The sequence below is a fragment of the Glutamicibacter sp. ZJUTW genome (genome assembly GCF_008370855.1).
In the GTDB taxonomy this organism is placed as follows: Bacteria; Actinomycetota; Actinomycetes; order Actinomycetales; family Micrococcaceae; genus Glutamicibacter; species Glutamicibacter nicotianae.
In genome coordinates this window covers 1627959-1654770 of sequence record NZ_CP043624.1, presented here as the reverse complement: position 1 = coordinate 1654770, position 26812 = coordinate 1627959, and the positions used below count along the sequence as shown (strand labels likewise).

Annotated in this window: 26 protein-coding genes and 2 tRNA genes; 10 read left to right on the top strand and 18 right to left on the bottom strand. The window is 60.3% G+C overall.

The annotated features are described in order from the left end of the window. The first annotated feature begins 103 nt into the window (after window positions 1-103). Complete coding sequence (locus F0M17_RS07775) at window positions 104-793, top strand: hemolysin III family protein (protein ID WP_174520593.1); 690 nt, start codon at window positions 104-106, stop codon at window positions 791-793. Between the two features lie 88 nt (window positions 794-881). Here the strand turns inward: F0M17_RS07775 and F0M17_RS07770 are convergent, their stop codons facing one another. The 4 genes from F0M17_RS07770 to F0M17_RS07755 all read right to left on the bottom strand — a co-directional run bounded on the left by F0M17_RS07770 (window position 882) and on the right by F0M17_RS07755 (window position 4524). Next, window positions 882-2156 (bottom strand): MFS transporter, encoded by a 1275-nt coding sequence (locus F0M17_RS07770; protein WP_038991536.1) that lies wholly within the window; start codon window positions 2154-2156, stop codon window positions 882-884. Further along, a complete protein-coding gene (gene argE / locus F0M17_RS07765; RefSeq protein ID WP_168201984.1) occupies window positions 2153-3322 on the bottom strand; it encodes an acetylornithine deacetylase in 1170 nt (389 codons plus the stop codon). Before argE ends, F0M17_RS07770 begins: the two co-directional genes overlap by 4 nt. A 407-nt stretch (window positions 3323-3729) precedes the next feature. After that, window positions 3730-4338, bottom strand: a complete 609-nt coding sequence (locus F0M17_RS07760; protein WP_149596855.1) for a bifunctional 2-polyprenyl-6-hydroxyphenol methylase/3-demethylubiquinol 3-O-methyltransferase UbiG — start codon at window positions 4336-4338, stop codon at window positions 3730-3732. 110 nt (window positions 4339-4448) lie between these two features. Next, window positions 4449-4524, bottom strand: a tRNA-Val gene (locus F0M17_RS07755). 190 nt (window positions 4525-4714) lie between these two features. Here F0M17_RS07755 and F0M17_RS07750 point away from each other — a divergent pair. The 3 genes from F0M17_RS07750 to F0M17_RS07740 all read left to right on the top strand — a co-directional run bounded on the left by F0M17_RS07750 (window position 4715) and on the right by F0M17_RS07740 (window position 6492). Next, the gene (locus tag F0M17_RS07750) at window positions 4715-5023 is read left to right on the top strand and encodes a hypothetical protein (protein WP_149596854.1); all 309 of its coding nucleotides are present in this window, start codon (window positions 4715-4717) and stop codon (window positions 5021-5023) included. Window positions 5024-5407: 384 nt separating this feature from the next. Next, window positions 5408-6127 (top strand): hypothetical protein, encoded by a 720-nt coding sequence (locus tag F0M17_RS07745; RefSeq protein ID WP_210416708.1) that lies wholly within the window; start codon window positions 5408-5410, stop codon window positions 6125-6127. A gap of 8 nt (window positions 6128-6135) precedes the next feature. Then, window positions 6136-6492, top strand: coding sequence for a hypothetical protein (locus F0M17_RS07740; RefSeq protein ID WP_038991528.1), 357 nt, complete (start codon window positions 6136-6138; stop codon window positions 6490-6492). A 480-nt stretch (window positions 6493-6972) separates the two neighbouring features. Here F0M17_RS07740 and F0M17_RS07735 read toward each other — a convergent pair. The 3 genes from F0M17_RS07735 to F0M17_RS07725 form a co-directional block, all read right to left on the bottom strand. Continuing rightward, window positions 6973-7048: transfer RNA gene (locus F0M17_RS07735), tRNA-Val, on the bottom strand. 115 nt (window positions 7049-7163) lie between these two features. Continuing rightward, window positions 7164-7616, bottom strand: coding sequence for a redoxin domain-containing protein (locus F0M17_RS07730; RefSeq protein ID WP_149596852.1), 453 nt, complete (start codon window positions 7614-7616; stop codon window positions 7164-7166). Continuing rightward, window positions 7616-8032: a DUF3052 domain-containing protein gene (locus tag F0M17_RS07725; RefSeq protein WP_038991524.1), complete on the bottom strand. Its 417-nt coding sequence runs from the start codon at window positions 8030-8032 to the stop codon at window positions 7616-7618. The genes F0M17_RS07730 and F0M17_RS07725 overlap by 1 nt, the downstream gene beginning before the upstream one ends. A gap of 362 nt (window positions 8033-8394) precedes the next feature. On the opposite strand from F0M17_RS07725, the gene aceE reads away from it, so the two are divergent. From aceE to F0M17_RS07695, 6 genes are all read left to right on the top strand, one after another. Next, on the top strand, window positions 8395-11139 hold the full coding sequence (gene aceE, locus F0M17_RS07720) for a pyruvate dehydrogenase (acetyl-transferring), homodimeric type (protein ID WP_149596851.1): 2745 nt from the start codon (window positions 8395-8397) through the stop codon (window positions 11137-11139). Between the two features lie 154 nt (window positions 11140-11293). Continuing rightward, entirely contained in the window at window positions 11294-12505 is a 1212-nt protein-coding gene (locus tag F0M17_RS07715) for a CdaR family transcriptional regulator (RefSeq protein WP_038991520.1), read from the top strand. 176 nt (window positions 12506-12681) lie between these two features. Beyond that, entirely contained in the window at window positions 12682-13605 is a 924-nt protein-coding gene (locus F0M17_RS07710; RefSeq protein WP_149596850.1) for an ACP S-malonyltransferase, read from the top strand. A 219-nt stretch (window positions 13606-13824) separates the two neighbouring features. Continuing rightward, a complete protein-coding gene (locus tag F0M17_RS07705; RefSeq protein ID WP_038991515.1) occupies window positions 13825-14070 on the top strand; it encodes an acyl carrier protein in 246 nt (81 codons plus the stop codon). A 120-nt stretch (window positions 14071-14190) separates the two neighbouring features. Then, the gene (gene fabF / locus F0M17_RS07700) at window positions 14191-15438 is read left to right on the top strand and encodes a beta-ketoacyl-ACP synthase II (RefSeq protein ID WP_066138960.1); all 1248 of its coding nucleotides are present in this window, start codon (window positions 14191-14193) and stop codon (window positions 15436-15438) included. A 194-nt stretch (window positions 15439-15632) separates the two neighbouring features. Then, window positions 15633-16208 carry a dihydrofolate reductase family protein gene (locus F0M17_RS07695; RefSeq protein WP_149596849.1) on the top strand — a complete coding sequence of 192 codons (576 nt, stop codon included), beginning with the start codon at window positions 15633-15635 and terminating at the stop codon, window positions 16206-16208. 6 nt (window positions 16209-16214) lie between these two features. Here F0M17_RS07695 and F0M17_RS07690 read toward each other — a convergent pair whose 3' ends face one another. The 11 genes from F0M17_RS07690 to F0M17_RS07640 form a co-directional block, all read right to left on the bottom strand. Further along, entirely contained in the window at window positions 16215-16601 is a 387-nt protein-coding gene (locus F0M17_RS07690; protein ID WP_149596848.1) for a VOC family protein, read from the bottom strand. A 300-nt stretch (window positions 16602-16901) separates the two neighbouring features. Further along, entirely contained in the window at window positions 16902-17405 is a 504-nt protein-coding gene (locus tag F0M17_RS07685; protein ID WP_149596847.1) for a DUF3145 domain-containing protein, read from the bottom strand. Window positions 17406-17546: 141 nt separating this feature from the next. Further along, window positions 17547-18542 (bottom strand): tyrosine recombinase XerC, encoded by a 996-nt coding sequence (locus F0M17_RS07680; RefSeq protein ID WP_168201983.1) that lies wholly within the window; start codon window positions 18540-18542, stop codon window positions 17547-17549. A 33-nt stretch (window positions 18543-18575) separates the two neighbouring features. Continuing rightward, the gene (dprA, locus tag F0M17_RS07675; protein WP_149596845.1) at window positions 18576-19820 is read right to left on the bottom strand and encodes a DNA-processing protein DprA; all 1245 of its coding nucleotides are present in this window, start codon (window positions 19818-19820) and stop codon (window positions 18576-18578) included. A gap of 8 nt (window positions 19821-19828) precedes the next feature. Then, on the bottom strand, window positions 19829-21385 hold the full coding sequence (locus F0M17_RS07670; RefSeq protein WP_149596844.1) for a YifB family Mg chelatase-like AAA ATPase: 1557 nt from the start codon (window positions 21383-21385) through the stop codon (window positions 19829-19831). Continuing rightward, entirely contained in the window at window positions 21382-21744 is a 363-nt protein-coding gene (locus F0M17_RS07665; protein ID WP_073706324.1) for a YraN family protein, read from the bottom strand. The genes F0M17_RS07670 and F0M17_RS07665 overlap by 4 nt, the downstream gene beginning before the upstream one ends. Before the next feature lie 161 nt (window positions 21745-21905). After that, window positions 21906-22226, bottom strand: coding sequence for a DUF2469 domain-containing protein (locus F0M17_RS07660; protein WP_038991500.1), 321 nt, complete (start codon window positions 22224-22226; stop codon window positions 21906-21908). Next, window positions 22226-22951: a ribonuclease HII gene (locus F0M17_RS07655; RefSeq protein WP_149596843.1), complete on the bottom strand. Its 726-nt coding sequence runs from the start codon at window positions 22949-22951 to the stop codon at window positions 22226-22228. The genes F0M17_RS07660 and F0M17_RS07655 overlap by 1 nt, the downstream gene beginning before the upstream one ends. Before the next feature lie 11 nt (window positions 22952-22962). Beyond that, window positions 22963-23667: a signal peptidase I gene (lepB, locus tag F0M17_RS07650; RefSeq protein ID WP_245858301.1), complete on the bottom strand. Its 705-nt coding sequence runs from the start codon at window positions 23665-23667 to the stop codon at window positions 22963-22965. 164 nt (window positions 23668-23831) lie between these two features. After that, entirely contained in the window at window positions 23832-24245 is a 414-nt protein-coding gene (locus tag F0M17_RS07645; protein ID WP_210416707.1) for a hypothetical protein, read from the bottom strand. A gap of 347 nt (window positions 24246-24592) precedes the next feature. Continuing rightward, window positions 24593-26728: a trypsin-like serine protease gene (locus F0M17_RS07640; protein ID WP_149596841.1), complete on the bottom strand. Its 2136-nt coding sequence runs from the start codon at window positions 26726-26728 to the stop codon at window positions 24593-24595. Window positions 26729-26812 lie beyond the last annotated feature (84 nt).

The following is a 26812-nucleotide window of genomic DNA, read 5'->3' as shown; positions in this document are numbered from 1 at the left end:
CCTAATCGGGAATAAGCGCGACGCCCGTCCAGCGCGCGGGCAGCCAAGTACCGTATAGTTCGATGACGGGCCCAGCGTCCCGCGCACAATACAAAGGAGACTCATGGCTACCGCACCACTCCCCGCTCCAAGCACAGTCCGGGCAGCCCGCACTTTCGCGCACATCGGCACCGAACGCACGCGCTGGCGCGGGCTCATCCACGCCTGGTCCACCCCGGGCATCATCATCATGAACCTGGTGCTGATCGTGCTGGCCGACGGGCGCTTGGCCGAATGGACCACCGCCGTCTTCGCCCTCTGCTCGATCCTGCTCTTTGGCACCTCTGCGCTATATCACCGCGGGAACTGGACGGACAAGGTTATGGGCCTCTTCCGCCGAGCCGACCATGCGAACATTTTCCTGCTCATCGCCGGCACCTATACCCCGGTCGCAGCGCTGACCTTGCCGGGCCGGCAGGCGATCATCGTCCTGTCGATCATCTGGGCCGGAGCATTGGCCGGGATCGCCATCAAGTCCTTCTGGCCAGCTGCACCGCGCTGGGTAGGGGTCAGCCTCTACATCCTGCTCGGTTGGGGCGCCTTGATGCAGCTGCCAGCATTCTGGGCAGCGAACCCCGCGGTAATGATCCTGATTCTTGCAGGGGGCGTGGCATATACGGTTGGTGCGGTGTTCTACGCCACCAAGCGGCCTAATCCCCTGCCCAAGGTCTTCGGTTTCCATGAGCTCTTCCACGCCTGCACCGTCATGGCCTTCCTCTGCCATTGGACGGCAGTGCTTCTCGTAGCCCTGTAGCCGTACCGGCCAGTTGTTAAAAGCGATCGCCGCAAGCCTCGCCACAAAGCTTGCGGCATTCGCTTTTATGCATCCGCTACTATGCTGGCTACCGCTGGCCGTAGCGCTTGCGCACGACAACCAGTCCGAGCAGCGAGATCACGGCAATCGCCATGTAGTACAGGCTAGGCGCATCCAGCGACCCGGTCACATCCAGCAGCCAGGTCAGCACCAGCGGGGCGATGCCGCCCAAGAGGGTAACGCCCACGTTGTACGCCACGGACAGGCCCGAACCGCGGATCGCGGCCGGGAAGAGGTTTGAGAGCAATGCCGGCAGCGGGCCGAAGTAGAAGGACATGATCACGCCGAGCACCGCAATCACGATCACCATCACGATGACGCTCGGCTTCGAAGTCATCAGCTTGAACAACGGGTAGGCCAGCACGAACGCTGCCACTGCCGCATAGGTCATCACCCTTGCCGGGCCGATCCGGTCGGCCAGATGGCCCACCAGCGGAACACCGCACAGCGTGATGATGCCCGCCGAGATTCCACCCAGGAAGGCTGCATCGGCGGGGATCTTCAGGTTCGTGACGGCGAAGGTCGGCATGTACAGGATCATGTACACCGAAATCGTGGCCACGCCAATGGTTGCCACCGCGGCGAGAACGCGTCCGTAGTGCTGGGCAAACAGCGTGCCCAGCGGCGATTTCTCCTTGGCCGTGGAAATGAACTCCTCGGTTTCCTCCAGCTTTGCGCGAATGTACAGGCCGACCGGCCCGATCAGCAGGCCAACGAAGAACGGCACGCGCCAGCCCCAGCTCTCCAGGGCTTCCTGGCTCAAGCCCGTGGTCAGGAAATAGCCGAAGGCCGAGGCCAGCAGCATGGACGCACCCTGGCTGGCGACTTGCCACGAAGAGTAGAACGCTTTCTTATGCGGTGCCGTTTCAATCAGGAACGCCGTGGCCGTGCCGAACTCGCCACCGGCGGAGAATCCTTGGATCAATCGCGAGAGCAGGATGATCAAGGCACCCGCCACGCCCGCCACTTCATAGGGCGGCGCCACGGCCATGATCAGCGTTCCGAGCATCATCAACCCCAGCGTCAGGGTCAGTGCGCTCTTGCGCCCCTTGCGGTCGGCATAGCTGCCCAGCACCATGCCGCCCAAGGGCCTGATCACGTAGGAAATCGCGAAGGTGGCGAAGGTGAGAATCAGCGCGAACGTGCCATCGGATTCCGGATAGAACACCTTGGCGATCGTGGTTGCAAAGGTGGCATAGACAATGATGTCGAACCATTCAAGGGCCGCACCGATGGAACTGGAGATGACGGCCTTGCGCGCCTTGGCGATCTGTTCTGGGGTAGCCACGGCTCCGGTGCTCATGAGCTGGCCTTTGCAATCAGCGAATCAATGAAGTTCTCGCAGGCTACGATCTGCTCCAGCTCGATGTACTCGTCCGGAGCGTGTGCCTGGGCGATATCGCCGGGACCGCACACCACGGTGGGAATGCCTGCCGCCGCGAACAGCCCGGCTTCGGTGCCATAGGTGACCTTTTCATCGGTGGCAATGGCTCCGCAGGAGGCGGCGAAGGACACGATTTCTTCATCGGGTGCGGTATCCAGGCCCGGAGCTCCTGCCTGCTGGGCGAACTTCACTGAGCAGGCGGGGTTCTGCTCGCGCATTTCGGCCTGCAGCTTGGCCGCTTCGTCGCGGAAGCGTCCGGTGAGCGCCTCGCGGTCCACTACCGCCAGCGAGCGGTATTCGAAGTGGACCACTGCCTGCGAGGGAATGGTGTTCACGGCGATGCCGCCGTCGAACTTGTTCACGTTCATGGTGGTGGTCGGTTCGATGAAGGATTCATCGCGCGGACCATTGCTGCGCAGCTCGTCTGATACTTCTTCGACGAAATTCGCGAAGCGCAGCGCGTAGGAAATGGCGTTGACACCTTCGGATGGCAGCGAGGAGTGGGCGGCGACACCGTTGAACTCGGCACGGAAAACGTTCATCGACTTGTGTCCGCGGATGGCCCTCATGCTCGATGGCTCCCCCACGAAGCATCCGCGCGGTGCCAGGTTCTGGTCAACGATCTTCTGCACCAGCGACACCGCGCCGACGCAGCCGACTTCTTCGTCGTAGGACAGCGCCAGGTGGATTGGCTCGGCAAGCTTGGCACTGGTGAGCTGGTCCAGCTTGGCGAGGATCACCCCGAGGTAGCCCTTCATGTCGCAGGTGCCGCGGCCATAGAGCTTGCCGTCGCGCACCTGTGCATCGAACGGATCGCTGCTCCAGTCCTGGCCGTCCACCGGCACCACGTCGGTGTGCCCGGAGAGCACGATGCCTCCGGTGCGCGTCCCATCGGCCGCGGGGATGGTGGCTAGCAGGTTGGCTTTGGTGCCTTCGTCGTTGTGGATCAGCTGGGAGCTGATGCCGTGGGCGTCCAGCTTCTTCACCACATTCTCGATCAGTGGGAGGTTGCTGTCGCGGCTCGTGGTGTCCACGGCGATGAGCTCGTGGATTTCCTTCATGCTTGCTTCGCTGGGCGCGGCCATCTCGGCTCCTCGTTCTAGGCAATAAAGCTATGGACTCATAGTTCCACAGTGACCCTGCTCCGCCTAGAAGATGTCAAACAATGGCCATTTGGCTAGTGGAGAATAACGCCGGCACCACGCAGAGAGGCCATGATCGCGTTCATCAATGAGCAAGGCTTGCCCAGGTAGTCTGCGAAGAGGTTCGACCAGCGCGGGCCAGTGCAATTCAGGTGACCGGATTCGGCTTCTGCAGGATCTTGCCCAGTTTCGCGCAGTCAGCAATAGGCCTGAATCATCCGCTGCGCACAATGGTGCCCGCGCATTTCGGTGAATGGCCGAACCCTTCTGGCGATGGCTCCTTCATGGGCACGTGAATATAAACCGGGCGCGAAGCGGACTTTTCCTGCAGTGCAGTTATCTGCTTTCCACTATTTGCGACCGAGCACGGCCACCAGGAAATCATCGGCGGGCGAATGCAAGTTCCAGGTCGAATAGCGCTGCTGGATTGCCAACCCGGCTTGCAGTGCGTCGGCCTCGAATTCGTCGAACTCGTAGCCACGTCCGGAACCGAAGCCGATGATCACTCGTCCATCGGTAGCCAAGTGCTCGCGCAACTGATGCAGGGCTGGACGGCGTTCGGACTCGGAAAGAAAGGTGACGACATTGCCAGCGGAAACGATCAGATCGAATTCCAGCTTCTCCCGCGCTTCGTCAGTAACGGTGAAATCTGAGAGATTCCCGACTTCCCATTGCGCCTTGGGGTAGTCCACTCGCGCAACATCGATGAGATGCGGGTCGAGGTCGACGCCGACGACGTGGTGTCCTTGCTCGGATAGCCAGCCGCCGATGCGCCCGGTTCCGCAGCCGGCATCAAGGATCCTGCTGCCTCGGGCAACCATTGCGTCAACGGTGCGTGCTTCTCCGAAAATATCCTGGCCCTCGGCAGCAAGCGTGCGCCAGCGCTGGGCGAAGTTCTGCGAGTGGTCCGGATTCTTGCGCACGGTGGCAAGCCACAAGTTTTCTTCAGGTGCAGTCATGAATCCAGTTTCGCACCTTCACCGGATTTATACGATTTGCGGCCGCGTCCGGAAAACGAAAAGAGACCGTTTCCATCACTGTGAAAAGTGATTGAAACGGTCTTCATCTTTGGTGGGCCCTACCGGGATCGAACCGATGACATTCACGGTGTAAACGTGACGCTCTACCAGCTGAGCTAAAGGCCCTCCTGCAATGGTGAATTTGGAATTATCTTTCCTTCATCCCTCCGCTGCAACAAGTAACAATCTAATGCATCCCGAACTGACTTGGCAAATTGATATGGGGGTTTTCGCGAAAGAGTGCCGAGCGTCACCCGCGAGGCAGTTTCCGTACCAACATTCCCATTCTGTTTCAGGGACACGAGCGGATGAGTGCGTGAACAGGAAACTCGCAACTGCCGGCCCTGCCCTACGCCTGATCCTTTCAGGCTGCGCCTCCGGGAATATCTACACCGATGCACCACCACGGCCGTCAGCAATTGACGATATGGCAGCTGAACCTGTAGACCTGACCGGCCTTGGGAAGCAAAGCAACTCCAGGGGTGATGATTTCTACCAGGAAGCGGTGACCGAAGACTGCGTCATAACCATTAATTGGGTCACGAATAATGGCGACACCAAGTCGGTGTACCGGGTTGGCCGATTCCAAGCACCCAAAGATGCGGCGCAACCATCCATCAGATAACCCATAGCGTTTTTGCCAGTTATGCCACCAGAGTCACTTATTGGCCAAGCCTGGCCATGAATGCTGTTATCCAAAAGAAACCGGCTGGATGATTGTATGGTCCGAACCATCAAGCGCAACATCTTTCCGGTAGAGGTGATCATCTTCCGGAGGAGTTCCAGGAGAGACTCGGTTATCTTAGCCGGATGATCTGAATTTCGACTCGATTCACCGGGCTACGCCTGTTTCCGCTCCCTGCAATTGGGGCGAATAGGGCTCTAACCACGAAACTCATTATCAAACTGTAGTCTTAAATAATAGTTGGTCACCTGACAGTCAGTAAATCCCACTGCTAGGTTTTAACTACACTCGCAACCGACTGAAATCAAAGAAAAGGACGCACGGATGCGGAATTTCCGAAAGTTTGTGGCGGTCGCCTCAACAGGTGCTCTAACGCTGAGTCTGCTCGTGGCTGGCGCACTGCCGAGCTCGGCTGCAAGCAGAACAACCGAGCAGGAGGTGGCAAACGCCGCGACGCTCGAAATGAGCGTGCCGGAATATAAGTCAATGCGAGAGCTGGCCGAAAAGGGCCAGGTAGAGCTTTGGGCTAATGGGAAAAAGTTTTTGCCTAACAGTGAGGACAGCTGGCCGCAATCAATCCGCAACCTGCCAATCGGCAAGACATCTTTATACCAGGCGAAAACGTGGGGCGCCTGCGGTGTCAAAAGCGCCAATAATAAGCATGTTCGAACCTGGTATGTAAACAAAACGCCGTATGCGCGACTCGCTGCGGTTTTGAATTGTGGAACCTGGACTCCGAAGAACCCCAATGGAGGCTGGGGCTACCGTCATATCGCCGGGAAACATGGCGGGGAGTGGAAGCAACTGGCCGCGCAAGTGGCATTTAACACGAACTGGCGGGATATTGCAGACTTCGCGATCAATGACGGTTTGACTAACATCTATTCGGGTGCAAGAAATCCTGCCAACAACACCTTCCGCTACAAAGGTAAAATCGAACTAAAACGGTATGACGGACGAACTATAAAGACGTACTACACCACCGTCGCTGTCGACCAAAGAGATCGCCGCATCATTACCGCTTACTACCGGAGCAAAAAATAGGGGTCTAAGTGCGTGACTTTTCAGGCAAAGTGGAGCAATTCAAGTACCAACTTTCGGGGCTTGGTGAGGTCTCAATAGTTCCTCTGGTTCAGGAGGGATACGTATTTTTGCGATATAAGGACTCCCAAGAGCTATACGCATTCGACTGCCCTTTTGAAGAAGTCCTGAAACACGCAGTTCAATCCGGTGGAGAAGATCTCTGGCCTGATATGGATCCGCTTGAAGCGCAATTGGCTCTTTTCTCAGTGCATGTCATGGAAACGATCGATACAGCTCCGGATGAGGCGCACATTTTGAGCTTTGGCGACCGGGGGCTTGAGGCCGTTAAGGGCAAGTTACCGGCGGCAGCGATTGGTGAAGATTAGAAAATTGAGTGACCATGATGCAGATCTCTGTGTAGTCCCCAGAAGCATGTGTCGTCGTTACCAGGCCTGAAATGCCCGGTTCCCGCACGGGAGCCGGGCTTTCCCGCATCCTGCGGATATGGCTGAGACCTAATTACTAAACGGGAACAGTCTCACCTAGATCCTGCAAATCCTCACCAGACTCGCCTTCCGATCCGTCAGGATACCCTGACCCAAGGGCCTTCAGGGTTGTTCGATCCGGATTTGAATGACCTGGGTTTGGCTGTGGAATTGATGATCCGACCTGCGCCGATTGCTGATGCGGCGTGGCCCTACGTGTTTCTTACGTTTGGCTTACGTTTCGCTTACGTGCTTAGAACGGAGAAAGAGCGCGCAAGAGATTCAAATACGCCTAAGTGTGTGATCCTAGAAACAGCGTGTAAACGCAAGAAAACCCGCCCTAGCCAACCTTTTCAGGCTAGTTCGGAGCGGGTCTTATTTTGGTGGGCCCTACCGGGATCGAACCGATGACATTCACGGTGTAAACGTGACGCTCTACCAGCTGAGCTAAAGGCCCTTACCATGTTCACTTTTGCAAGCCAACGAGGAATAACTCTACACAGGTATCTGCACACAGGCAAATCGAGGAGCCTGTTTTTCCAGTGAACCAGAACACAGTTACCATCGGTAGGCTAAGCGCTGCGCTCCACCGCCGCCATATAGTCTTCGACACTTCTTGGCTGAGTCATCTCGCTGCGGAAAATATCGCGCACCTCACCGTCGACCAGGTACAGCGACAGCCTCGTTGCGACCCCGCGTTCGTGATCGAAGGCGTCGGCCTGTTGGGCCACTGCCCCGTGTGGCCAGAAGTCGGCCAGCAGCTCGAATTGAAGGTCGAGGGACTGCGCGTAATTGCGCAGGGTGAACTTATGGTCCACTGAAATGGCAACGATGCGCACCTGATGCCGCTCGAAGAATTCGTAGTGCTCTTGGAGTGTCGCCAGTTCCGACCCGCATACCCGTGAAAACGCCCATGGATAAAAGACAACCAGCACCCGGCCTTTGGACAGCCCGGTACTGGTTATCGTTTCGCCGTACTGATTTTCCAGCGAGAAGTCGAACAGGCGTAAACCTGCTTGGATCATTAGTTCTTCTTACGCGGGGCGAGGCGGATTGCGGACCAATCCTCCGAGACACCTTCACTAGTAGTTACGTGCAGTCCTGCAGATGGGGCCTCCTGCTGGATCAGGGATGGCGATACATGTCCCTCGCGGCCCTGCTTCGGAGTGAGCAGCCAAACGACACCCTTCTCATCCAAGCAGTTCAGCGCGTCCATCAATGCGTCAACAAGATCTCCATCGCCGTCACGCCACCAGTAGATGACTGCGTCGACAACGTCATGGTCCTCTTCGGTGAGCAGCTCTGAACCAATCAGGTCCTCAATCGAATCGCGCAGATCGTAGTCCACGTCATCGTCATAACCCAGTTCCTGAATAAGGTCTTCATTAGCGAAACCCAATTTTTTGGCGGGCTCCAAGTTTGCCGATACGGCGTCGCTCACTTCATTCCTCCTGCTGGTGCAAAGCGTTACTACCAACGAAACACGGTTTTGCTGTTCCATTCAAGCGCTGCAGCGATAACACGCCGAACAAATATAACCCAGATTCCAGTGACCCACACCATAATGACATGAGCATAAAGAAGATAGCCACCATACATAGTTGCGTAAGTCACTTTAAATGTCTGCTTTAAACCGGTTTTTGCTCGAAATCTCGACTCCAAAGATGATCTTTTGACACTAGAGTTGCATATGAACCGGCAGTGCACATCATTCCAGTGTTACTGCACCCGTTGTCCCAATACCGGTGCACCGCAGCGCAAAACTGCACAGCGTCGGAGCCGCAATTCAATCAAGGAGCTTCAGTGGCTGTAGAGGAACACATCTCCCAGATCCGTAGCGGGTTGACTTACCAGCTGTCCGATCGGGATCCTGAGGAAACTCAGGAATGGATGGACTCGTTTGACTCCCTCGTAGAAACCCAGGGCACCGAGCGTGCCCAGTTCATTATCCGTTCGCTGCTGCAGCGCGCAGGTGCCAAGTCCGTGGGCGTGCCGCACGTGACCACCACCGACTACGTGAACACCATTCCTGTAGACCAGGAACCAGAATTCCCAGGCGATGAGGCCATCGAGCGCCGCTACCGCGCCTTCATGCGCTGGAATGCCGCCATCATGGTGCACCGCGCGCAGAACCCTAATATCGGCGTTGGCGGACACATCTCCACCTACGCTGGTGCAGCGACCCTGTATGAAGTAGGTTTCAACCACTTCTTCCGCGGCAAGGACCACCCAGGCGGCGGCGACCAGGTCTTCTTCCAGGGCCACGCTTCGCCGGGCATGTACGCCCGCGCCTTCCTCGAAGGCCGCCTGTCCGAGGAGGACATGGACGGGTTCCGCCAGGAGAAGTCGAAGGAAGGCCACGCGCTTCCTTCCTACCCGCACCCGCGCTCCCTGCCTGACTTCTGGGAATTCCCGACCGTGTCGATGGGCATCGGCCCGGCCAACGCCATCTACCAGGCGCAGCTGAACCGCTACCTGCACAACCGCGGCATCAAGGACACCTCGGACCAGCAGGTCTGGGCCTTCCTGGGTGATGGCGAAATGGACGAGCCGGAGTCGCGCGGCTTCCTGCAGCTGGCCGCCAACGAGAAGCTGGACAACCTGAACTTCGTCATCAACTGCAACCTGCAGCGCCTCGATGGCCCGGTTCGCGGCAACGGCAAGATCATGCAGGAACTGGAAGCCTTCTTCCGCGGTGCAGGCTGGAATGTCATCAAGGTCGCTTGGGGCCGCGAGTGGGATGCCCTGCTCGAAGCAGACAAGACCAACGCCCTGGTTGACATCATGAACCAGACCCCGGATGGCGACTACCAGACCTACAAGGCCGAGTCCGGCGCGTTCGTCCGCGAGCACTTCTTCGGCCAGCGTCCGGAAACCAAGGAATTGGTTGCCGACATGACCGACGACGAGATCTGGAACCTGAAGCGCGGCGGCCATGACTACCACAAGGTCTACGCCGCCTACAAGGCTGCCGTGGAGTTCAAGGGCAAGCCGACCGTCATCCTGGCGAAGACCGTCAAGGGCTACGGCCTGGGTTCGCACTTCGAGGCTCGCAACGCGACCCACCAGATGAAGAAGCTGACCATGGAAGACTTGAAGAAGTTCCGTGATCACCTGCGCATCCCGATCACCGACGAGCAGCTCGAAGCCGACCTGTACACTCCTCCGTACTACCGCCCAGCCGAGGATTCGGCCGAGTACAAGTACATGATGGAGCGCCGTGCGGCCCTGGGCGGTTCGGTGCCTACCCGCCGCCAGGAAACCTCGAAGAAGCTGGCCCTGCCAGGCGAAAAGACCTACGCGATCGCGAAGCGCGGCTCGGGCAAGCAGCAGGCGGCCACCACCATGGCCTTCGTTCGCCTGCTCAAGGACCTGATGCGCGACAAGGAATTCGGCCATCGCATCGTGCCGATCGTTCCGGATGAGTCCCGCACCTTCGGCATGGACTCGTTCTTCCCGACCGCGAAGATCTACAACCCAGGTGGCCAGAACTACCTGTCCGTGGACCGCGACCTGGTGCTGGCCTACAAGGAATCCCCTCAGGGCCAGCTGATCCACCCGGGCATCAACGAGGCCGGCGCCGTCGCCGCGTTCACCGCTGCCGGCACCAGCTACTCGACCCATGACGAGCCGCTGATCCCGATCTACGTGTTCTACTCGATGTTCGGCTTCCAGCGCACCGGCGACCAGTTCTGGGCCGCCGGGGACCAGATGACCCGTGGCTTCATCATCGGCGCCACCGCCGGCCGCACCACCCTGACCGGTGAGGGCCTGCAGCACGCCGACGGCCACTCGCCGATCCTGGCGTCGACCAACCCGTCGGTGATCACCTACGATCCGGCCTACGGCTACGAAATCGGCCACATCATGCGTTCCGGCCTGGAGCGCATGTACGGCGGAACCCACGCCGATCCGAACGTGATGTACTACCTGACTGTGTACAACGAGCCGATCAGCCAGCCAGCTGAGCCGGAGAACGTCGACGTCGAAGGCATCATCAAGGGCATCCACCTGCTCAAGGAAGCTACCACCGACGGCCCGCGCGCACAGCTGCTGGCTTCGGGCGTGGCCGTGCCATGGGCACTGGAAGCGCAGTCCATCCTGGCCGAGGAGTGGGGTGTCTCCGCCGATGTCTGGTCGGTCACCTCGTGGAACGAACTGGCCCGCGACGGCCAGCGCGCCGACGCCGAGGTGCTCGTGGATCCGTCGAAGCCGCGCCGCACCCCGTACGTGACCTCGAAGCTGGAGTCCACCCCGGGCCCGGTCATCGCGACCACCGACTACATGCGCGCCGTTCCTGAGCAGCTGCGCCCATACGTGCCAGGCGAGTTCCACACCCTGGGCGCTGACGGCTTCGGCTTCTCGGACACCCGTGCGGCAGCCCGCCGCTTCTTCAAGATCGATGCGCACTCGCTGGTCGTGCAGACCTTGCAGTCGCTGGTTGAGCGTGGCGAAATCCCTGCGGACACCGCAGTGAAGGCGCACGCAAAGTACGATCTGAACAACCCGAATGCCGGCAGGTCCGGCAACGCTGGCGGCGACGCCTAGCATCCGGGTTCCCGGCGCTGGACTAGCATCTGGCACCGGCCCGGCCGGCCGCCCGGCAACGAGGATTCTTCGTTGCCGGGCGGCCGGTTCATTTAACCCCGGCTTCACCTGCAGTGCCGGGCACGGGAGCGGAAAAGAAACTAAGCTGGAAACCATGAGTCCTGACATGGATGCCGCCGCAGCTCCGAAGAACCGTCCCAGCCGATCCCAGGCACCCAGCAGTGAAACGCTCAAGCGACTCAAGAGCCATATCGGCGTGCTGTCCACCGCAGCACTGAAATACCTGGACCAGCAGCTGCCCTGGTACCGCTCGCTGGCACCCAACGAGCGCGCCGCCCTGGGACTCATCGCCCAGAAGGGCATCTCCACGTTCGTGACCTGGTACGAAGACCCTTCCTCCACCCCTTCCTGGGTGGTTACCGATGTCTTTGGCGCCGCCCCCACGGAGCTGACCAGGTCCATCTCCCTGCAGAAGGCCCTGGGCCTGCTGCGCACCATTGTGGAAGTGGTCGAATCCCAGGTGCCGGACATCGCCGCCGAACACGAGCAGGCAGCCCTCCGCGAAGCCGTGCTGCGCTATTCTCGCGAGGTCGCCTTTGCCGCCGCCGATGTCTACGCCCGCGCCGCGGAAACCCGCGGGGCATGGGACTCGCGCCTGGAGGCGCATGTGGTCGACGCGGTGCTGCACGGCGAAGCCCACGACTCGCTCTCCTCGCGCATTGCCGCCATCGGCTGGAAGTCGCAGAAGAACATCCGCATCCTGGTCGGGACCACCCCTTCGTCCAACCCGGCAACCTTCGTCTCGGCGCTGCGCCGCATGGCCATCCGCTACTCGCGCGACTCCCTGGTGGGCGTGCTTGGCGACCGCTCGGTGCTGATGCTCTCGGACACCAAATTCGAGGAAGCCGACCTGAGCCGGCTGACCCGGTTCTTCGGTCCCGGCCCGCTGGTCTACTCCCCTCTGGCCCCGACGGTCAAGGAAATGCACCACGCCGCGGCCGCGGCCGTGGCCGGATTCAGTGCCGCCAGGGCTTGGCCGCAGGCACCGAATCCAGTCAGTGCCGATGACCTGTGGCCAGAACGCGCCTGCAACGGCGACGAGCTGGCCCGCACGGCACTGGTGGAGCAGGTCTATCTGCCGCTGCAGCAGGCATCGAACGGCCTGGCCGAAACGCTCTCCAGCTACTTGGCCCTCGGCCACTCGCTGGAAGGCACCGCCCGCGAGCTGTTCGTCCATGCGAACACGGTGCGCTACCGGCTCAAGCGGGTCAGCGAAGTCACCGGCTGGGATCCGCTGGTTCCCCGCGATGCCTTCGTGCTGCAAACCGCATTGCTTTTCGGCCGGCTCCACGAATCGAACTTGTAGGCTTCAGCCAAAGAACGCCGGGCAGCCATGACGGATATTTCCGTGTTGATCGCGCATTACCGCGGAATTCAGCTTCTGGATACGCTAGGCTTTTGTGGAGATCCTACAAACAGTCACCTCGAGCTTGGTACTCAAAAGAAGCGCCAAAAGCTCCCAACATTTGGAAAGCTGTAAGAGTGTTAGCAATCGTTTGCCCCGGACAGGGCTCCCAGACCCCAGGTTTCCTTACCGAATGGCTCGACGTCGATGGCGTTGCCGAGCATCTGCAGGCGCTCAGCTCGATCACCGAGCGCGACCTCACCGCCCACGGCACCACCTCCGATGAAGAGACCATCAAGGACACTGCCGTCGCCCAGCCGCTGATCGTCGCCGCTGGCCTGGTCACCGCGCGTGCGCTCTTCGGCGAATCGCTTCCTGCCGGTGCCATCGTTGCCGGTCACTCCGTTGGCGAGATCACCGCTTCGGCATTGGCCGGCGCGCTCGACGAGGCTGACGCCATGAATTTCGTGAAGGTGCGCGCCAACGCCATGGCCGAGGCCGCAGCCGCCACCCCGACCGGCATGGCCGCCGTGCTCGGCGGAGATCCCGAGGAAGTCCTGGCCAAGCTCGACGAGCTGGGACTGACCCCTGCCAATGCCAACGGCGGCGGCCAGACCGTGGCCGCAGGCACCCTGGAGCAGCTCGCTGCCCTGGGCGAGAACCCGCCAGCCAAGGCGCGCGTGATCCCGCTGAAGGTTGCCGGCGCATTCCACACCGCGCACATGCAGCCAGCAGTCGGCACCCTGCAGGAACTGGCCGATACCATCACCCCGAAGAACCCTTCGGCATCGCTGCTCTCGAACTTCGATGGCCAGGCCGTAGCCGATGGCCAGGCAAATCTCGATTCGCTGGTCGCCCAGGTCTCCCGCCCGGTCCGCTGGGACCTGTGCATGCAGACCCTGGTCGAGGCTGGCGTGACCGGCGTGCTGGAACTGGCACCGGCCGGAACCCTGGTGGGCTTGGCCCGCCGCGGCCTGAAGGGCGTGAAGGCCCTGGCAGTGAAGAGCCCCGCGGATCTGGAAGCAGCCAAGGCGTTTATCGCCGAGCACACCGCCAACTAGGCTGGTGCTCCATTCGAAGATTGTGCTCGCCGGGAACGTCATGTTGCCTGCCCCGAGCCCATCTCTGGCCTAAGCTTTAAACCGACGAAACCTGCCACGCATCGCTGATGCACCAGCAAAGTTTCATTAAGCCGGCTGGAACCGGCTCCTGGAAACAGGATCCGGACCCAGCCACAAAAATGACCGGAGTCCTCCGGCTAAGAAGAAAAGGAGCCATCCATGGCTAGCAACGAAGAAATCCTGGCGGGCCTCGCCGAAATCGTCAACTCCGAGACCGGCCTGGACGAAGCAGACGTGCAGCTGGACAAGTCCTTCACCGAGGACCTGGACATCGACTCGATCTCGATGATGACCATCGTCGTTGAGGCCGAGGAAAAGTTCGAGGTCAAGATCCCTGACGAAGAGGTCAAGAACCTGAAGACCGTCGGCGACGCCGTCAACTTCATCGCTGCGGCACAGGCCTAAGCTTCCTGGCGTTCATCGCCACACCGTTGCGCGGGCAAGCCGCGCACGCGGGCCGGTACGTCAAGCCGGCCCCCTGAATTTCCAAGCACAGTTCTTATTCGCACAGTAGAGAGTTTGATGATGGCGCGCAAAGTAGTGATCACCGGTCTCGGAGCCACCACCCCAATCGGCGGCGATGTCCCCACCCTATGGGAAAACGCCCTGAAGGGCGTCTCCGGTGCCGCACCCCTGGAAGACGACTGGGTCAAGGAATACGACCTGCCGGTCACCTTCGCCGCCCGCGCTGCTGTGCAGCCGACCGAGGTGCTGACCCGCCCGGAGACCAAGCGCATGGATCCATCGACCCAGTTCGCTGTAGTCGCGGCCCGCGAAGCCTGGGCCGATTCCGGCCTGGTCAAGGAAGAGATGGACCAGAACAAGCTGGCCGTAGCCTTCGCTACGGGCATCGGCGGTGTCTGGACCCTGCTCAACGCCTGGGACACCCTGCGTGAAAAGGGCCCGCGCCGCGTGCTGCCGATGACCGTGCCAATGCTGATGCCCAATGGCCCTGCCGCTGCCGTCTCGCTGGATCTCGGTGCTGCCGGTGGCGCGCACACCCCGGTGTCGGCGTGCGCTTCGGGTACCGAGGCGATGCACGTAGGCCTGGATCTGATCCGATCGGGCAAGGCCGATGTGGTCATGGTCGGTGGCGCGGAAGCCGCGATCCATCCGATGCCGCTGGCCGCCTTCTCGTCCATGCACGCGCTCTCCCGCCGCAACGACGATCCAGCCAAGGCTTCGCGCCCCTATGATGTCGACCGCGATGGCTTCGTCATGGGCGAAGGCGCCGGTGCACTGGTGCTGGAGGCCGAAGAGCATGCCATCGCCCGCGGCGCCCGCATCTATGCCGAACTGGCAGGTTCCTCGGTGACCTCCGATGCGCACCACATCACCGCTCCGGATCCGGATGGCCTGGGCGCGACCCGTGCGCTGAAGGCCGCCATGTTCGACGGCCGCATCCAGCCAGAGGACGTCGTTCACGTCAACGCCCACGCAACCTCCACTCCGGTCGGCGACAAGCCGGAATACACTGCGCTGAAGAGCGCCCTGGGCGATCAGCTCGACAACGTCTGGGTTTCGGCGACCAAGTCGCAGATGGGCCACCTTCTGGGTGCCTCGGGCGCTGTGGAGTCCGTGCTGTGCGCACTGGCCGTCTACAACCGCAAGGCCCCGGTGACCATCAACCTGGACAATCAGGATCCGGAGATCCCCTTGAAGGTCGTCACCGGCGAGCCAGCGCAGCTGCCAGCCGAAGGCACCATCGTTGCTCTGAACAACTCGTTCGGCTTCGGCGGCCACAACGCTGTCGTAGCCATCCGCAGCGTCTAATCGCTTCGGCAGCAACACGAACGCAAACCACTGGGTTGGCTGGAGGAAATCCTTCAGCCAACCCAGCGGCTTTTAACCTGGGAGGAATTGGCGGGCAGCCATTGCTTCGGTCCTGACATGTTGGTTAGGCTCAAGTACCGCCTCGAATCGGAGGCACCTGACGGTACTTGGCCTAGAGCAAAGGATCCTTTCCCGTGCGCACCCTGATTGCCACTTCTTTCGTATCCCTGGATGGCGTCGTCGAGGCGCCGGGCGGTGAACCGGGCTACCGCAATTCAGGCTGGACGGTGGATTCGGTCGACTTCGACCCGGCCGCCTATGAGCTGAAGGGCACCGAGCAGGCCGAGGCCAGCGCGATGCTCTTGGGCCGGCACAGTTACGAGTCGTTCTCTGCGGTATGGCCGTCAATGACCGACGAATTTCCGCAGTACAACGCGATGCCCAAGTTCGTGCTGTCCACGACCTTGCGGGAGAAGGACCTGGCCACGAACTGGGGCGAGACCACCATCTTGCGTTCGGTAGCCGATGTGGCGCGGCTTCGAGCCGGCGACGGCGGACCAATCAGCATCCACGGTTCCGCGACGATGGTCCACTCCCTGCAGGAGCATCAGCTCATCGACCAATACAACCTGCTGGTCTTCCCGGTCTTGCTCGGTGCCGGCAAGCGCCTGTTCAGCGACACAAGCCTGGATGCGCAGAAGCTGAAGCTCGTCGATTCCCAGGTGTACTCCAACGGGATCCAGAAGAACATATTCAAGGTCCAGCGCTAGAGGATCCTAGCCAGCCACTGGCAGATAGGGCCGGGTAATTAATTCCAGGTAGTGCCCGGAAGGGTCAAGCAGATAGACGCCCCTGCCACCATGGTCCCGATTGATCCGCCCTGCCAACTGCCGTTGCGGGTCTGCCCAGTGCTCGATTTCCCGCTTGCAGACCGTGGCGTACGCACGATCGAAATGCTCGTCATCAAGCAGGTAGGCGTAATGCTGCGGCGGGAAGTCGATCGGTGGTGCGGCGAACTGCAGCAGGACGCCATGGGCCAGGCTGATGTTGGCAAATGGTCCCCAGCCCGGTTCCTCGCGTGCTTCGAGCAGTTCCAGGTAGAACTTCGCCATGCGCTGCGGGTCCAGTGAAGCGATGATGGTGTGGTTGAACTGTGCGGTCATTCTCTCCCTTTCGTGTATCAGATGTGCTGTTCATTGGTTGAATGCATCTGGCACGGGAGGTCCGCGAATCAGGGAACGACCAGATAGCCGTTCCGGGAGTGGCCTGCAACGGCCTGGCTGGTCTTCATCGCCACCGAGCATAGCACTGGCAAGCGACGCGACGCCACAATCGCAGTTCTAAAGGCAAGAAGTGGGATCCCCGGCATGGGATCCCACTTCTTTGTTGGTAACAACCCCGCGCCAACGGGGTCATTTCTGGGTGAGCTACGAAAAGTCACCCAGAGACTAATTAACCAGTCGTTATACCACCTGGTTGAGCCATCGTACAGGCGCATCTTCGCCCGCGTGACGGAAGGGTTCAAGTTCTTCATCCCAGGGCTCGCCAAGGGCGATGGACATTTCCTGGTAGAACACCGATGGGTTGCCGTCGCCTTTTTCATAGGCCCAGCGGATGCGTTCTTCACTGACCATGACATTGCCAGCGCAATCGACAGTGGCGTGGAAGATACCGAGGTCAGGGGTTACGGACCAGCGGCTTCCGTCAGCCCCAGGGCTCGGGTCTTCGGTGATTTCGAATCGAAGGTGCTGCCAGCCGTGCATTTCGCTGGTCAGCAAGGCGCCGGTACCTTGGGTACCAACCCAATCAATTTCGGCGCGGCAAAATCCGGGTGCGACGTGCTGTTCGGTCCACTCCATCTTTACTGGAGTGCCGAGCACGGACCCGATTGCCCATTCCAGATGTGGGCATAGCGCTGCAGGGGCGGAATGAATATAAATCACGCCTCTGGTCATCGGTGCAGACATGCCATCCTCCGTTGCGGTGTTGATCGTCTTCCCCTACGTCAACATCGTTCCGGTACCATCGCCGCCGATACTTCCATTTTGCCTGATGATGAGGGCTTTCGCCACCCAGAAAGGCCATTTTCGCGGATTCATGCCAAATAGTCAGGCTCGCGGATGGGCTTGGCGATAGCTTTGCCTCAGCCGATCGACCGAAACATGCGTATAGAGCTGGGTCGTTGCCAGTGAAGCGTGTCCGAGGAACTCCTGGACAGCACGCAAATCAGCCCCGCCATCAAGCAGATGGGTGGCCACGGTGTGGCGTAACGCGTGCGGACCGCTAGCAGCGGTATCCCCCAGCGATTCCAGCGCCTTGGAAATGACTTCTCGCGCTTGGCGCACGTTCAAGCGCGCACCGCGCACGCCGACAAGCAATGCCCCCTTGGCCTCCTGCCGGGCCAAGACCTTGCGATGCGAGCGGATCCACGCGATGATCACGCGCTCTGCAGGCTTGCCGAAAGGAACAACCCGTTCCTTATTTCCCTTGCCAAGAACCTTCAGGGTACGTCGTTCGAAGTCGATGTCGTCCACGTCCAGGGCCACGAGCTCGCTGATGCGCAATCCGGACGCGTATAGCAGCTCCGCGATGACCTTGTCGCGTGCCGCTACCGCCTGGCTCCTGGCATCCGGGCCTGATTCCGCTGCGCTTTCGCTATCGCCTGTGCCGGCAGTCACCTCAGTTTTTTCGGAGAGCAGGCGATCGATCTGGCTTGGCTGCAAAACGTGCGGAAGCCGCCGCTCCTTCTTGGGCGCGGCCAGCCGCAGGGCGGGGTCGGTGTCGATCAATTGGTGCTTCAGCGCCCATGCGAAGAAATTCTTCACCGCAGAGATCCGCCGGGCCAACGTAGTTCGGGAAACCTGCGCTTCGTGAAGCTGGGCCAACCAGTCGCGGAGCATCTCGACCGTAATCTGCTTGAGGCTCGGATCCTGGGACTGGTGCTGCAGGAACTGGCCAAGGTTGCGCAAGTCCACGTCGTAGGCTCGCAGAGTATTAGCGCTTCGGCCGCGTTCGCGTTGCAGGTACTCCAGGTAATCCGCAACCGGCTCGGCGAACTTTGCCGACAGCGCAGTGCTGGTGTGCGTCGTTGGTTCTGGCTTCATCACTATTGAGAATACCCCCAGCTGCTTCTCCGGCTAGTTCTGGCGCACCAGCTTCCAGGTCAAGCCATCGGTAGCGGCCATGTCCAGCGACTCCAACCGGTTGATGGCCCGGAGCGTCTTGATCAGTGGCACGCCACTGCGCGCCGAGATTTCATCGACCAGCATCCCTTTGGCGAAGGACATCGTGTCGTACACCATGCCTTCATCTTTGCTCAGGTTGTCAGTAAGGCGCGGCTGGGCTTTGGAACTGGGCGACCCTGTTTGGCGATGCTGGCCCAGCAGGCCCAGTGCGTCTTGCGGACTGGCAAGCAACGCCGCACTGCCCTCCGCAATCAAGCGATGGCATCCTGCCGAGTTGGGAGCGAAAACACTGCCTGGAACAGCTGCAACATCGCGTCCGAGCTCGACCGCATGGCTGGCGGTGTTCAGCGCACCGGAACGGTGGCGCGCTTCGCTGATGATGACTAGCCTGCTCAATGCGGCGATCAGCCGGTTGCGGTTCAGGAAGCGGAAGCGAGCGGATGTGGTCCCGGGCGGCACCTCGGATATCAGCACGCCGCGGGCAATAATCTGGTTCAGGAGATTGCTGTTGCCCGAAGGGTAAAGCCGATCGATGCCACCAGCCATAACGGTGATCGTTGGCGGACCCGGGTACTGCCAATCCTCCACGCTCAGCGCTGCACGGTGCGCGCTGGCATCAATGCCGTAGGCGCCGCCCGAGACGACGGTATACCCACTCAATGCCAGTGTCCTGCCAAGATCAAAGGTGACTTGATCACCGTAGTCGCTGGCGTCGCGTGAGCCGACGATGGAAACGTTGCTGGCCAGCTCTTGGCCTTCAAGCAGCTGGGGGTTTGCCGATCGCCACCATAGGCACAGCGGACGACCGAGATTCAGGTCGGCTAGCTGACGTGGCCAGGCGGCATCGGTGGGGATCAGCAGTCCTCCGCCAACCCGAGCGGCGGCATCCAGGGCGCCCACCGGGTTGCTCAGCGGCAGGCGTTTCCGCCAGCGGGTCAGCGCCACTTTCAGGTGTTGCGCGGAATCCCCGGAAGGGTGGAATCCCAGGATTCCGTCCACTGGAAGCTTGAGCGCAGACGGATAGAAATCCTCTCGCTGGATCAAGCGCAGCAACTCCTGTGTGCTCATGAGTTCCAGCAAGGCCGAGGCCACGTAGTCGTTGGGCTCTATGAGCTGGTTCAAGTGAGCATAGACCCGACGCTCCTGGGAGCTTGGGGTCACCGATCCCCCGGCAGTGTTCGTATTACTGCAAGTCATGACCTTACCTAGCTGCTTTCCAAGTTCTGGCGGAGATGACCGGCGATGGCCAAATCGTCCGCGGTCGGTGCTGCGTGTTCCTGCTGATCTGCCACAGTCCACGCGACCCTCAAGAGGCGGTGGATTGCCCGGGCAGAGAGCCCGCGCCGCGTGGCAAGCTGCTCAAGCGCCGCCCGCGTCCTGGCCGGGTAGTCCAGCTCATTCTTGAGGATTTGCGTTGGAATCTGCGCGTTGCAGGCAATTGAGAACTTTCCCAGCCGAGCCAGGCTGCGTGCTCGGGTGGCCACGACTCGTTCACGAACCTGAGCACTGGATTCGTTCGGTGCCGAGTTCAGCAGCTGGGCTTGCGGAACCGGATTGACCCTGACTTGCAGATCGACACGGTCGAGAATCGGTCCCGAGAGCCGGGCGAAGTAGCGCCGGCGAGCCATGGGAGTGCAGGTGCATCCGGTACCGGTTCCGAAATTCTTTCCGCAGGGACACGGGTTGGAGGCCATGATGAGTTGGAAACGGGCCGGCAGACGCTGATGCCCTCGGATCCGCGCAAGGTTGATATACCCTTCTTCGATCGGTTGGCGCAGCGCATCGAGTACGCCTGTATGGAATTGCGCTGCCTCATCGAGGAACAGGATGCCGTGGTGGGCGCGCGTAATGGCGCCGGGAATCAGTTGTGCTGTTCCACCGCCAATCAGCGCTGATCGGGATGCGGTGTGGTGCGGTGCGACAAATGGCGGCGTGCGTTGCAACTGGTCCAGTTCACCGGCACCTCCCCGGGTAATGGAATGCACCGCTGTGGCTTCGAGAGCCTGGAGATCATCCAAGGGCGGCATGATTGTCGGCAGGCATTTGGCCAGCATGGTTTTTCCGGCGCCGGCCGGCCCTACCATGATCAGGTGGTGTCCCCCGGCCGCTGCCAATTCCAGTGCGAGCCGTGCTTCCTGTTGCCCGTTGACCAGGCCCAGATCCACCTCGTCGGCAGCGGCTCCGACGACGTGCCCACCAGTTTGGTTAGCTGATTGCGGTGGCCGGTGGCGCAGGTAGGTAGTAATTTGATCCTTTGCCGCTCCACAGAACGCCATGACCTGCCCGAGGTGGCGCAGCGCAATGACCTCTACGCCACCCACCAGCCGGGCTTCCGCTCCGTTCTCTTCGGCCACGATCACCTGGTCAAGTCCATGGGCGCGAGCCAGTTGCACGGCTGGCAGCACCCCAGGTACCGGCCTCAAGGTGCCATCCAGGCCGAGTTCTGCCATGTACAGGGTGCTTGCTGAAGCGAACAGTTTCTGATCAGCGGCCAAGGCGGCAATGACGATGGCAAGGTCAAAAGCTGACCCGTATTTCGGCAGCGTGGCCGGGGATAAATTGACCGTCAGCTTTCGGTTGGCTAGCGGGATTCCTGAATTCCGTGCCGCTGCCTTGATCCGTTCGCGGGCCTCGCTCAAGGATGCGTCGGGCAAACCCAGCAGGACGAATCCCGGGATGCCGTTGCCTAGGTCGGCTTCGACTTCCACCAAGGAAGCGCTGACCCCGTGCAGGGCCACGGCACTGGTTCGAGCGGTACTCATGAGTGCACATTTTCATGCAGGTTGCAGTCGAATCCGGTCGCCGTCGCGTAGACCTCGACGACATCCACGCGAAGTTCGGGCAGAAACAGGCGATGGGATCGGGCCCAGAAGAGAAGCAGCTTGTTGAGCCGGCGAAACTTGGCCGGGGTGATCGCGTCGAAGCCGGAACCGAAGCGTTGCGACGACCGCGTTTTAACCTCGACAGCCACGATCTGGCCATTTCCAGCCCGCGCTACCAGGTCCAGCTCCCCTGCCGGGCATCGCCAATTGCGATCGAGGATTTCGTAGTGCTGTCCTGCGAGAAATGCGGCGGCGGCTCGTTCCCCGTCGGCACCTAGCCGTTGTTTCTCGGTCTGCATGCTTGCTCCTCGATGTCTATGATCCGTTATGGAAACATCGTCGGAGATTCATAAGCCACGGCAGTAGCACGGGCCGCGGAATGTGGATATCTCGTTGCCAACGAGAAAGCCAGCCCTGTTCTGGAAACAGAGCCGGCTCTCGGATACCTATGCAGCTTGAGCTAGTTGCCCAGTCCGTCCTTCGGAATCTGGAATTCGTCGGGGTTGAGTTCTTCGACGTTGACATCCTTGAACGTCAGCACCTTGACGGACTTCACGAAGCGGCCCTGGCGGTAGATGTCCCAAACCCACGCGTCGGTGAGGTTCAGCTCGAAGTACACTTCCCCGGCATTGGACAGGGTCTTCACGTCCACCTGGTTGGCCAGGTAGAAGCGGCGTTCGGTCTCGACCACGTAATTGAACAGCCCCACCACGGTCTTATACTCGCGGTACAGCTGCAGTTCCATGTCGGACTCGTAGTTTTCCAGGTCGTCGGCAGCCATCACTTTGCTTTCTTTGTCGTGGCTTCACCTTGGGCCTGATCAGCGCCCGAAGTCAAGTTCCAGCTCTTTCGGTGGTAGTCGCAGGGACCCTGTACGACAATCGCGGCACGATGCGCTGCGGTGGCATAGCCCTTGTTGATCTCCCAACCGAAGTACGGATGCTCCGTGGCCAGGCCTACCATGATGCCGTCGCGTTCGACCTTGGCCAGTATAGATGCACCGGCGATAGCCTGGCAGGTCATGTCCCCCTTCACGATGGTAGCCACAGGGATATGCAGGCCAACGGGCTCGCGGTCATCGGCCAGGATATCGAACAGGTCCGGTTCGGGCGCGGTCAGCCAGTCGTAGCTGCCATCCAGAAGCGCCGCTTCAGGCTGGACGGCGCACTGCGCCATGGCCCGTGATCCGGCCAGGCGCAGGGCTCCAGTGACACCGAGCGCGTCGATTTCAGCTGCCGAGGCATGCCCCACGCCATAGCCGACGGCCCATTGGCGCACTGGGTCAACCAGTGCCATCCGGGTGTCCGGGCTCAGGAGCTTGGAATCGCGCAGTTCAGGGAATTCGGTGACTTGCTGGATATCGATCACTGTCATTCCGACGGTAATCGGACCAGCCAGCGCGCCGCGTCCCACCTCATCGACTGCGGCGATGTAGCGGACGCCATGTCTGGCGGCCAGGGCGCGCTCGTGTTCGAGTGTGGTTGCCTTGCTCTTGGAATCAGCCATGTGCAGGTACGCTACTCAGCCACTGGGTGCGGGACATCGGAGAAGACTTCTTCATGGGAGTCGATGGTGCCCCAGCGCGAAGTAGGCCACGAGATCACCGAAGCTCGGCCCTGGACGGATTCGATGTCGACGAAGCCGCCTTGGCGGTCGGCGTGGAAGCGGGAATCCGCGCTGGCTGCACGGTGATCGCCCATCACCCAGAGCTTTCCTTCCGGGACGGTCACCTTGAATTCCATGTCCGACGGGCTGTCTCCGTCGTAGATGTACGGCTCGTCGATGGGCTCGCCATTGATGGTGATGGCACCTTCTGCGGTGCAGCATTCCACGGTGTCACCGGGCATGCCGATGATGCGCTTGACCAGGTACTGCTCGTCGGCCGCGGGAAGCACGCCGACAAAGGAAAGCACGTTCTGGAATGCGGTGGGGTACTCGGTCAGCGGCGGCAGCCACTCCTGGTCATCTCGGAATACGACGACATCTCCGCGTTCCAGGTCGAAAGGACCGGGAACCATGAGGTTGGCGAAAATCCTGTCGTCGACCTCGAGAGTATGCTCCATGGAGCCGGATGGAATGTAGTAGGCACGGAAGAAGAAGGTCTTGATCACGAATGAGAGCAACAGCGCGATCGCGATAATGATGACAATCTCGCGAACGAAGCGCCATAGTTTATAAAGTGGTCCCCGGCTTCGAGGAGTCTCTGCTGATGCTGCACTCACGATTCGATTAGTGCCTTCCATTGTCGCGTGTTATCCCCATCTTACGTGCCGTATCAGGCGCAACGTATCATTGCACGGCTACGGCCAGTTGCTCCGGAACGCGCCAACGGCCAGTCCCGGCGAAGAGACTGGCCGTTGGCGCGACCGTGAAAGCGGAGTCTGGGCTACTGGGTGGCTGCTGGCGTCATGATGCCGCCGCTCTCTTTGTAGTCCACAGGGATTTCGCCGATGGGCTTCTCATCGTCGATCAGCTTCTCGACAGCTTCGAGCTGGCTCTTGTCCACCGACAAGGTGATGCCTCCAGTCTCAGGATTCAGCATGTAGGCATGGATGGCGTTGCGCACAGAGTTTTCCTGCTTGCTTTGCCACTTCATGATTTCGGAGATTGCCGAGCGGAGTTCCTCGCTGCTGAACTGGACCAGGTGCCCGACGGCCCCCGCTTGTTCAATGGTGGCAAGCTGGTCTTCGCTGGTCGTTGAAACGTTCAGCTTCCCGTCCTTGATCCAGCCTTGGACGTAGTCGTCGCCCAATGCTTCGGAAAGCTGGTCATTGGTTTGGAGCAGTGCGTCTTGGTCCACGGCATTCTCACTTGAATTGTCTGTTTGCTGCGAGGATTCCGATGCCGTAGTGCTGGCGGAAGGCTGCGTGCCTGGATCGGTTCCCTGGCCGCAGCCGGTAAGCAAAAGTGCAGCCATGGCGGCGGTAGATGCCAGCATGATTGGCGTGCGTGAAGTTCTAGCGTTCGAATTCATAATTTACACCTCGGTGGTATTCACGTTGCCGCAACGATCTTAGCTATCAGGCTAGTGCTAATTCCGTAGAGCAACCAAGGAGCTACATGTGTGCCAAGTAAAAATGCCCCGCTACTTGTTCCAAAGTAGCGGGGCACTTTCAGCAGGATCTATCCTTGTGGGTCAAGAAATCCTTAGCCGTGACGGCGTGCGCTGCGGCGGAACAGCAGGAATGCTGCACCGGCCAGAGCCATTGCACCACCAGCGGCGATCAACGGAACGCTGCTCGATCCGGTATCTGCCAATGGATCTTCCTTCTTAGGAGTTTCCTTTGGAGTTGCAGACTTGCTTGGCTCGTCATCCTTAGGAGCTTCCGACTGCTCCTCATCTTCCGAAGCGGAAGGCGAGGTCGATGGCTCGTCGGATTCATCCTCGGACGGCGATGGCGAGCTGCTCTCGGAAGGCGAGGTCGATGGCGACTCCGAAGGCTCTTCGGTTGGCTCGTCAGTCGGAGTCTCAGTTGGCTCGTCAGTCGGAGTCTCGGTCGGAGTCGGCGTTGGGGTTGGGGTCGGAGTCGGCGTCGGAGTTGGGGTCGGCGCAGCAACGATCACGACGTTGGCGTTGACCCGCTCAGAGGTGTTGAATCCGTTCTTGGCCTGCAAGGTGAACGAGTACTCGCCCAGCTTCTCCGGTGCGGTGAAGCTGAAGTTGCCTTCGGCATCCACAGTCACGGTATCGACAACCTTGCCGTCAACGATGATGTTGACCTTGGTGCCGCTGGCGGCGTTCTTGACGGTGCCGGTGATGGTATCGCCGGCTTCGACCTCGGTGCCGTTCTCCACGGACAGTGCAGGGGCGTTCACGAAGAACTTCACCTGGTAGCCGTCGATGTAGCCCTTCTTGAAGACATCGTCCAGCGAGGTGTACATCGCGACGTCGTCTGCGGTGTTCTCGAGCTTGTCCTCGCCCGGCGCGTTGGCCGAGTTGATACCCACGGCCCTGCTGCCAACGAGTACTGGTCCACCGGAATCGCCCTGGTCCAGCACGGTCTGGCCTGGGTTCTCTGCTGCGTAGCCCCAGACAGAACGCAAGTTGCCGTTCTTGCCGTAGACGAAGAACACGCCTTCGCCGTAAACTTCCGAGCAGCTCCAGCCGGTGGTGCGGCCAGCCGAGCAGGCCTCGGAACCGATGACGGCCTTGGACACGCCGGTAACGTTCAGTACCTTGTCGCGTTCGTCCTGGCCTTCTGGCCACTGCGAGACCGCAGCATGCAGGTTCAGCTCGGGGTTGATGTTGTCGATCACCGAAATGTCGGTGCCCGGCTCCAAGTTCGCGAACTCCTCATCAGTCATCGAGGTCAGTTCTTCTGCGGTGAAACCGGAGTTGCCCGGGCCGCCGAACTGGTTGAAGCCGAAGGTGCCCAGATCTGCACTAAGACCTTCGTACTTATTGGGAGCCGAGTGCTCCAAGAGACCGAGGATTTTGGCGCTGCCATCCTCGGTGCAGTGGCCTGCGGAGATGACCGCATCCTCGCCGGCCGGGTTCCAGGCATTGAAGCCCAGCGAGCATATTGAAAATCCGTCGGAAGTCTGGCCCGACTGGTTCATGGCGTAGCCCATTGCACCGTAGACGTCTTCCAGTGCGGAGGTCTCGGCGACGCCGGAGCTGTCCTCACCCTTGACAAACTTGGCCTTGCTGACGAATTCCTCGATGGTCAGATCCTCGGCCGAGAGATCGGCAGCCTCGGACTCAAGGGCCTTGGCTTCCTTCTTCTCGAAGCCTTCAGCGTAGATCTTCAGGCCTTCCGCGGTGTTCAGAATCGCGGTAATGCGCTTCATTTCCTTCGGTGCGACGGTCTTGGCCAGTTCCTTGTAGACCTGTCCAGGCGTCTTCACCTCAGCATCGAGGACCTTAATTTCCAACGTGGTAGGTGCTGGAGTAGCGGTTTCGGCGATGATCTTCTTCGCCTTGTCTGCGTCGTCCTTGCCCACGGTGATCTCGGCCTTGCCGTCCTTCACCGAGGCAGTGGCTTCCACGCCGTTTTCATTCAGTTCGTCGCGAACCTTGGAAACAGCGTCGCTGGTTTCCCCGTCCTTGACGTACTCTTCAACCGACTTGTCGAGGTCGCGCTCGATAGCCTTGTCGAGACCTTCGGTATCGACAGCGCTTGCGCTCGGCGATGGCTTCTCGCTAGCCGGAGTGGAAGCAGTCGGCGATTCGGAAACCGTCGGCGCTGCCGCTGCAGGCATGAAGCTCGAACCGACCACCAAAGCGGTCGCGGCTGCTGCAACGATGCCGCGTTGCGCAGTCTTCTTTTTCGGATGTGGCATTAACGCTTCTCCCAGATTTATGGTGCGAGTGCTTGCGTTTCCCCTTACCTAAGGGCGCACGCGTAAGCACAGGTGTTGTTACCA

Bases quoted from the DNA above. Each gene is read 5' to 3' on its own strand.
- dprA (WP_149596845.1), bottom strand. From the start codon at position 19,820: ATGACTTGCAGTAATACGAACACTGCCGGGGGATCGGTGACCCCAAGC.
- F0M17_RS07730 (WP_149596852.1), bottom strand. From the start codon at position 7,616: ATGATCCAAGCAGGTTTACGCCTGTTCGACTTCTCGCTGGAAAATCAG.
- F0M17_RS07715 (WP_038991520.1), top strand. From the start codon at position 11,294: ATGAGTCCTGACATGGATGCCGCCGCAGCTCCGAAGAACCGTCCCAGC.
- F0M17_RS07680 (WP_168201983.1), bottom strand. From the start codon at position 18,542: ATGAAGCCAGAACCAACGACGCACACCAGCACTGCGCTGTCGGCAAAG.
- F0M17_RS07665 (WP_073706324.1), bottom strand. From the start codon at position 21,744: ATGCAGACCGAGAAACAACGGCTAGGTGCCGACGGGGAACGAGCCGCC.
- F0M17_RS07745 (WP_210416708.1), top strand. From the start codon at position 5,408: ATGCGGAATTTCCGAAAGTTTGTGGCGGTCGCCTCAACAGGTGCTCTA.
- F0M17_RS07655 (WP_149596843.1), bottom strand. From the start codon at position 22,951: ATGGCTGATTCCAAGAGCAAGGCAACCACACTCGAACACGAGCGCGCC.
- F0M17_RS07775 (WP_174520593.1), top strand. From the start codon at position 104: ATGGCTACCGCACCACTCCCCGCTCCAAGCACAGTCCGGGCAGCCCGC.
- F0M17_RS07660 (WP_038991500.1), bottom strand. From the start codon at position 22,226: ATGGCTGCCGACGACCTGGAAAACTACGAGTCCGACATGGAACTGCAG.
- F0M17_RS07670 (WP_149596844.1), bottom strand. From the start codon at position 21,385: ATGAGTACCGCTCGAACCAGTGCCGTGGCCCTGCACGGGGTCAGCGCT.
- F0M17_RS07685 (WP_149596847.1), bottom strand. From the start codon at position 17,405: ATGTCTGCACCGATGACCAGAGGCGTGATTTATATTCATTCCGCCCCT.
- fabF (WP_066138960.1), top strand. From the start codon at position 14,191: ATGGCGCGCAAAGTAGTGATCACCGGTCTCGGAGCCACCACCCCAATC.
- F0M17_RS07705 (WP_038991515.1), top strand. From the start codon at position 13,825: ATGGCTAGCAACGAAGAAATCCTGGCGGGCCTCGCCGAAATCGTCAAC.
- argE (WP_168201984.1), bottom strand. From the start codon at position 3,322: ATGGCCGCGCCCAGCGAAGCAAGCATGAAGGAAATCCACGAGCTCATC.
- F0M17_RS07760 (WP_149596855.1), bottom strand. From the start codon at position 4,338: ATGACTGCACCTGAAGAAAACTTGTGGCTTGCCACCGTGCGCAAGAAT.
- F0M17_RS07640 (WP_149596841.1), bottom strand. From the start codon at position 26,728: ATGCCACATCCGAAAAAGAAGACTGCGCAACGCGGCATCGTTGCAGCA.
- F0M17_RS07770 (WP_038991536.1), bottom strand. From the start codon at position 2,156: ATGAGCACCGGAGCCGTGGCTACCCCAGAACAGATCGCCAAGGCGCGC.
- F0M17_RS07690 (WP_149596848.1), bottom strand. From the start codon at position 16,601: ATGACCGCACAGTTCAACCACACCATCATCGCTTCACTGGACCCGCAG.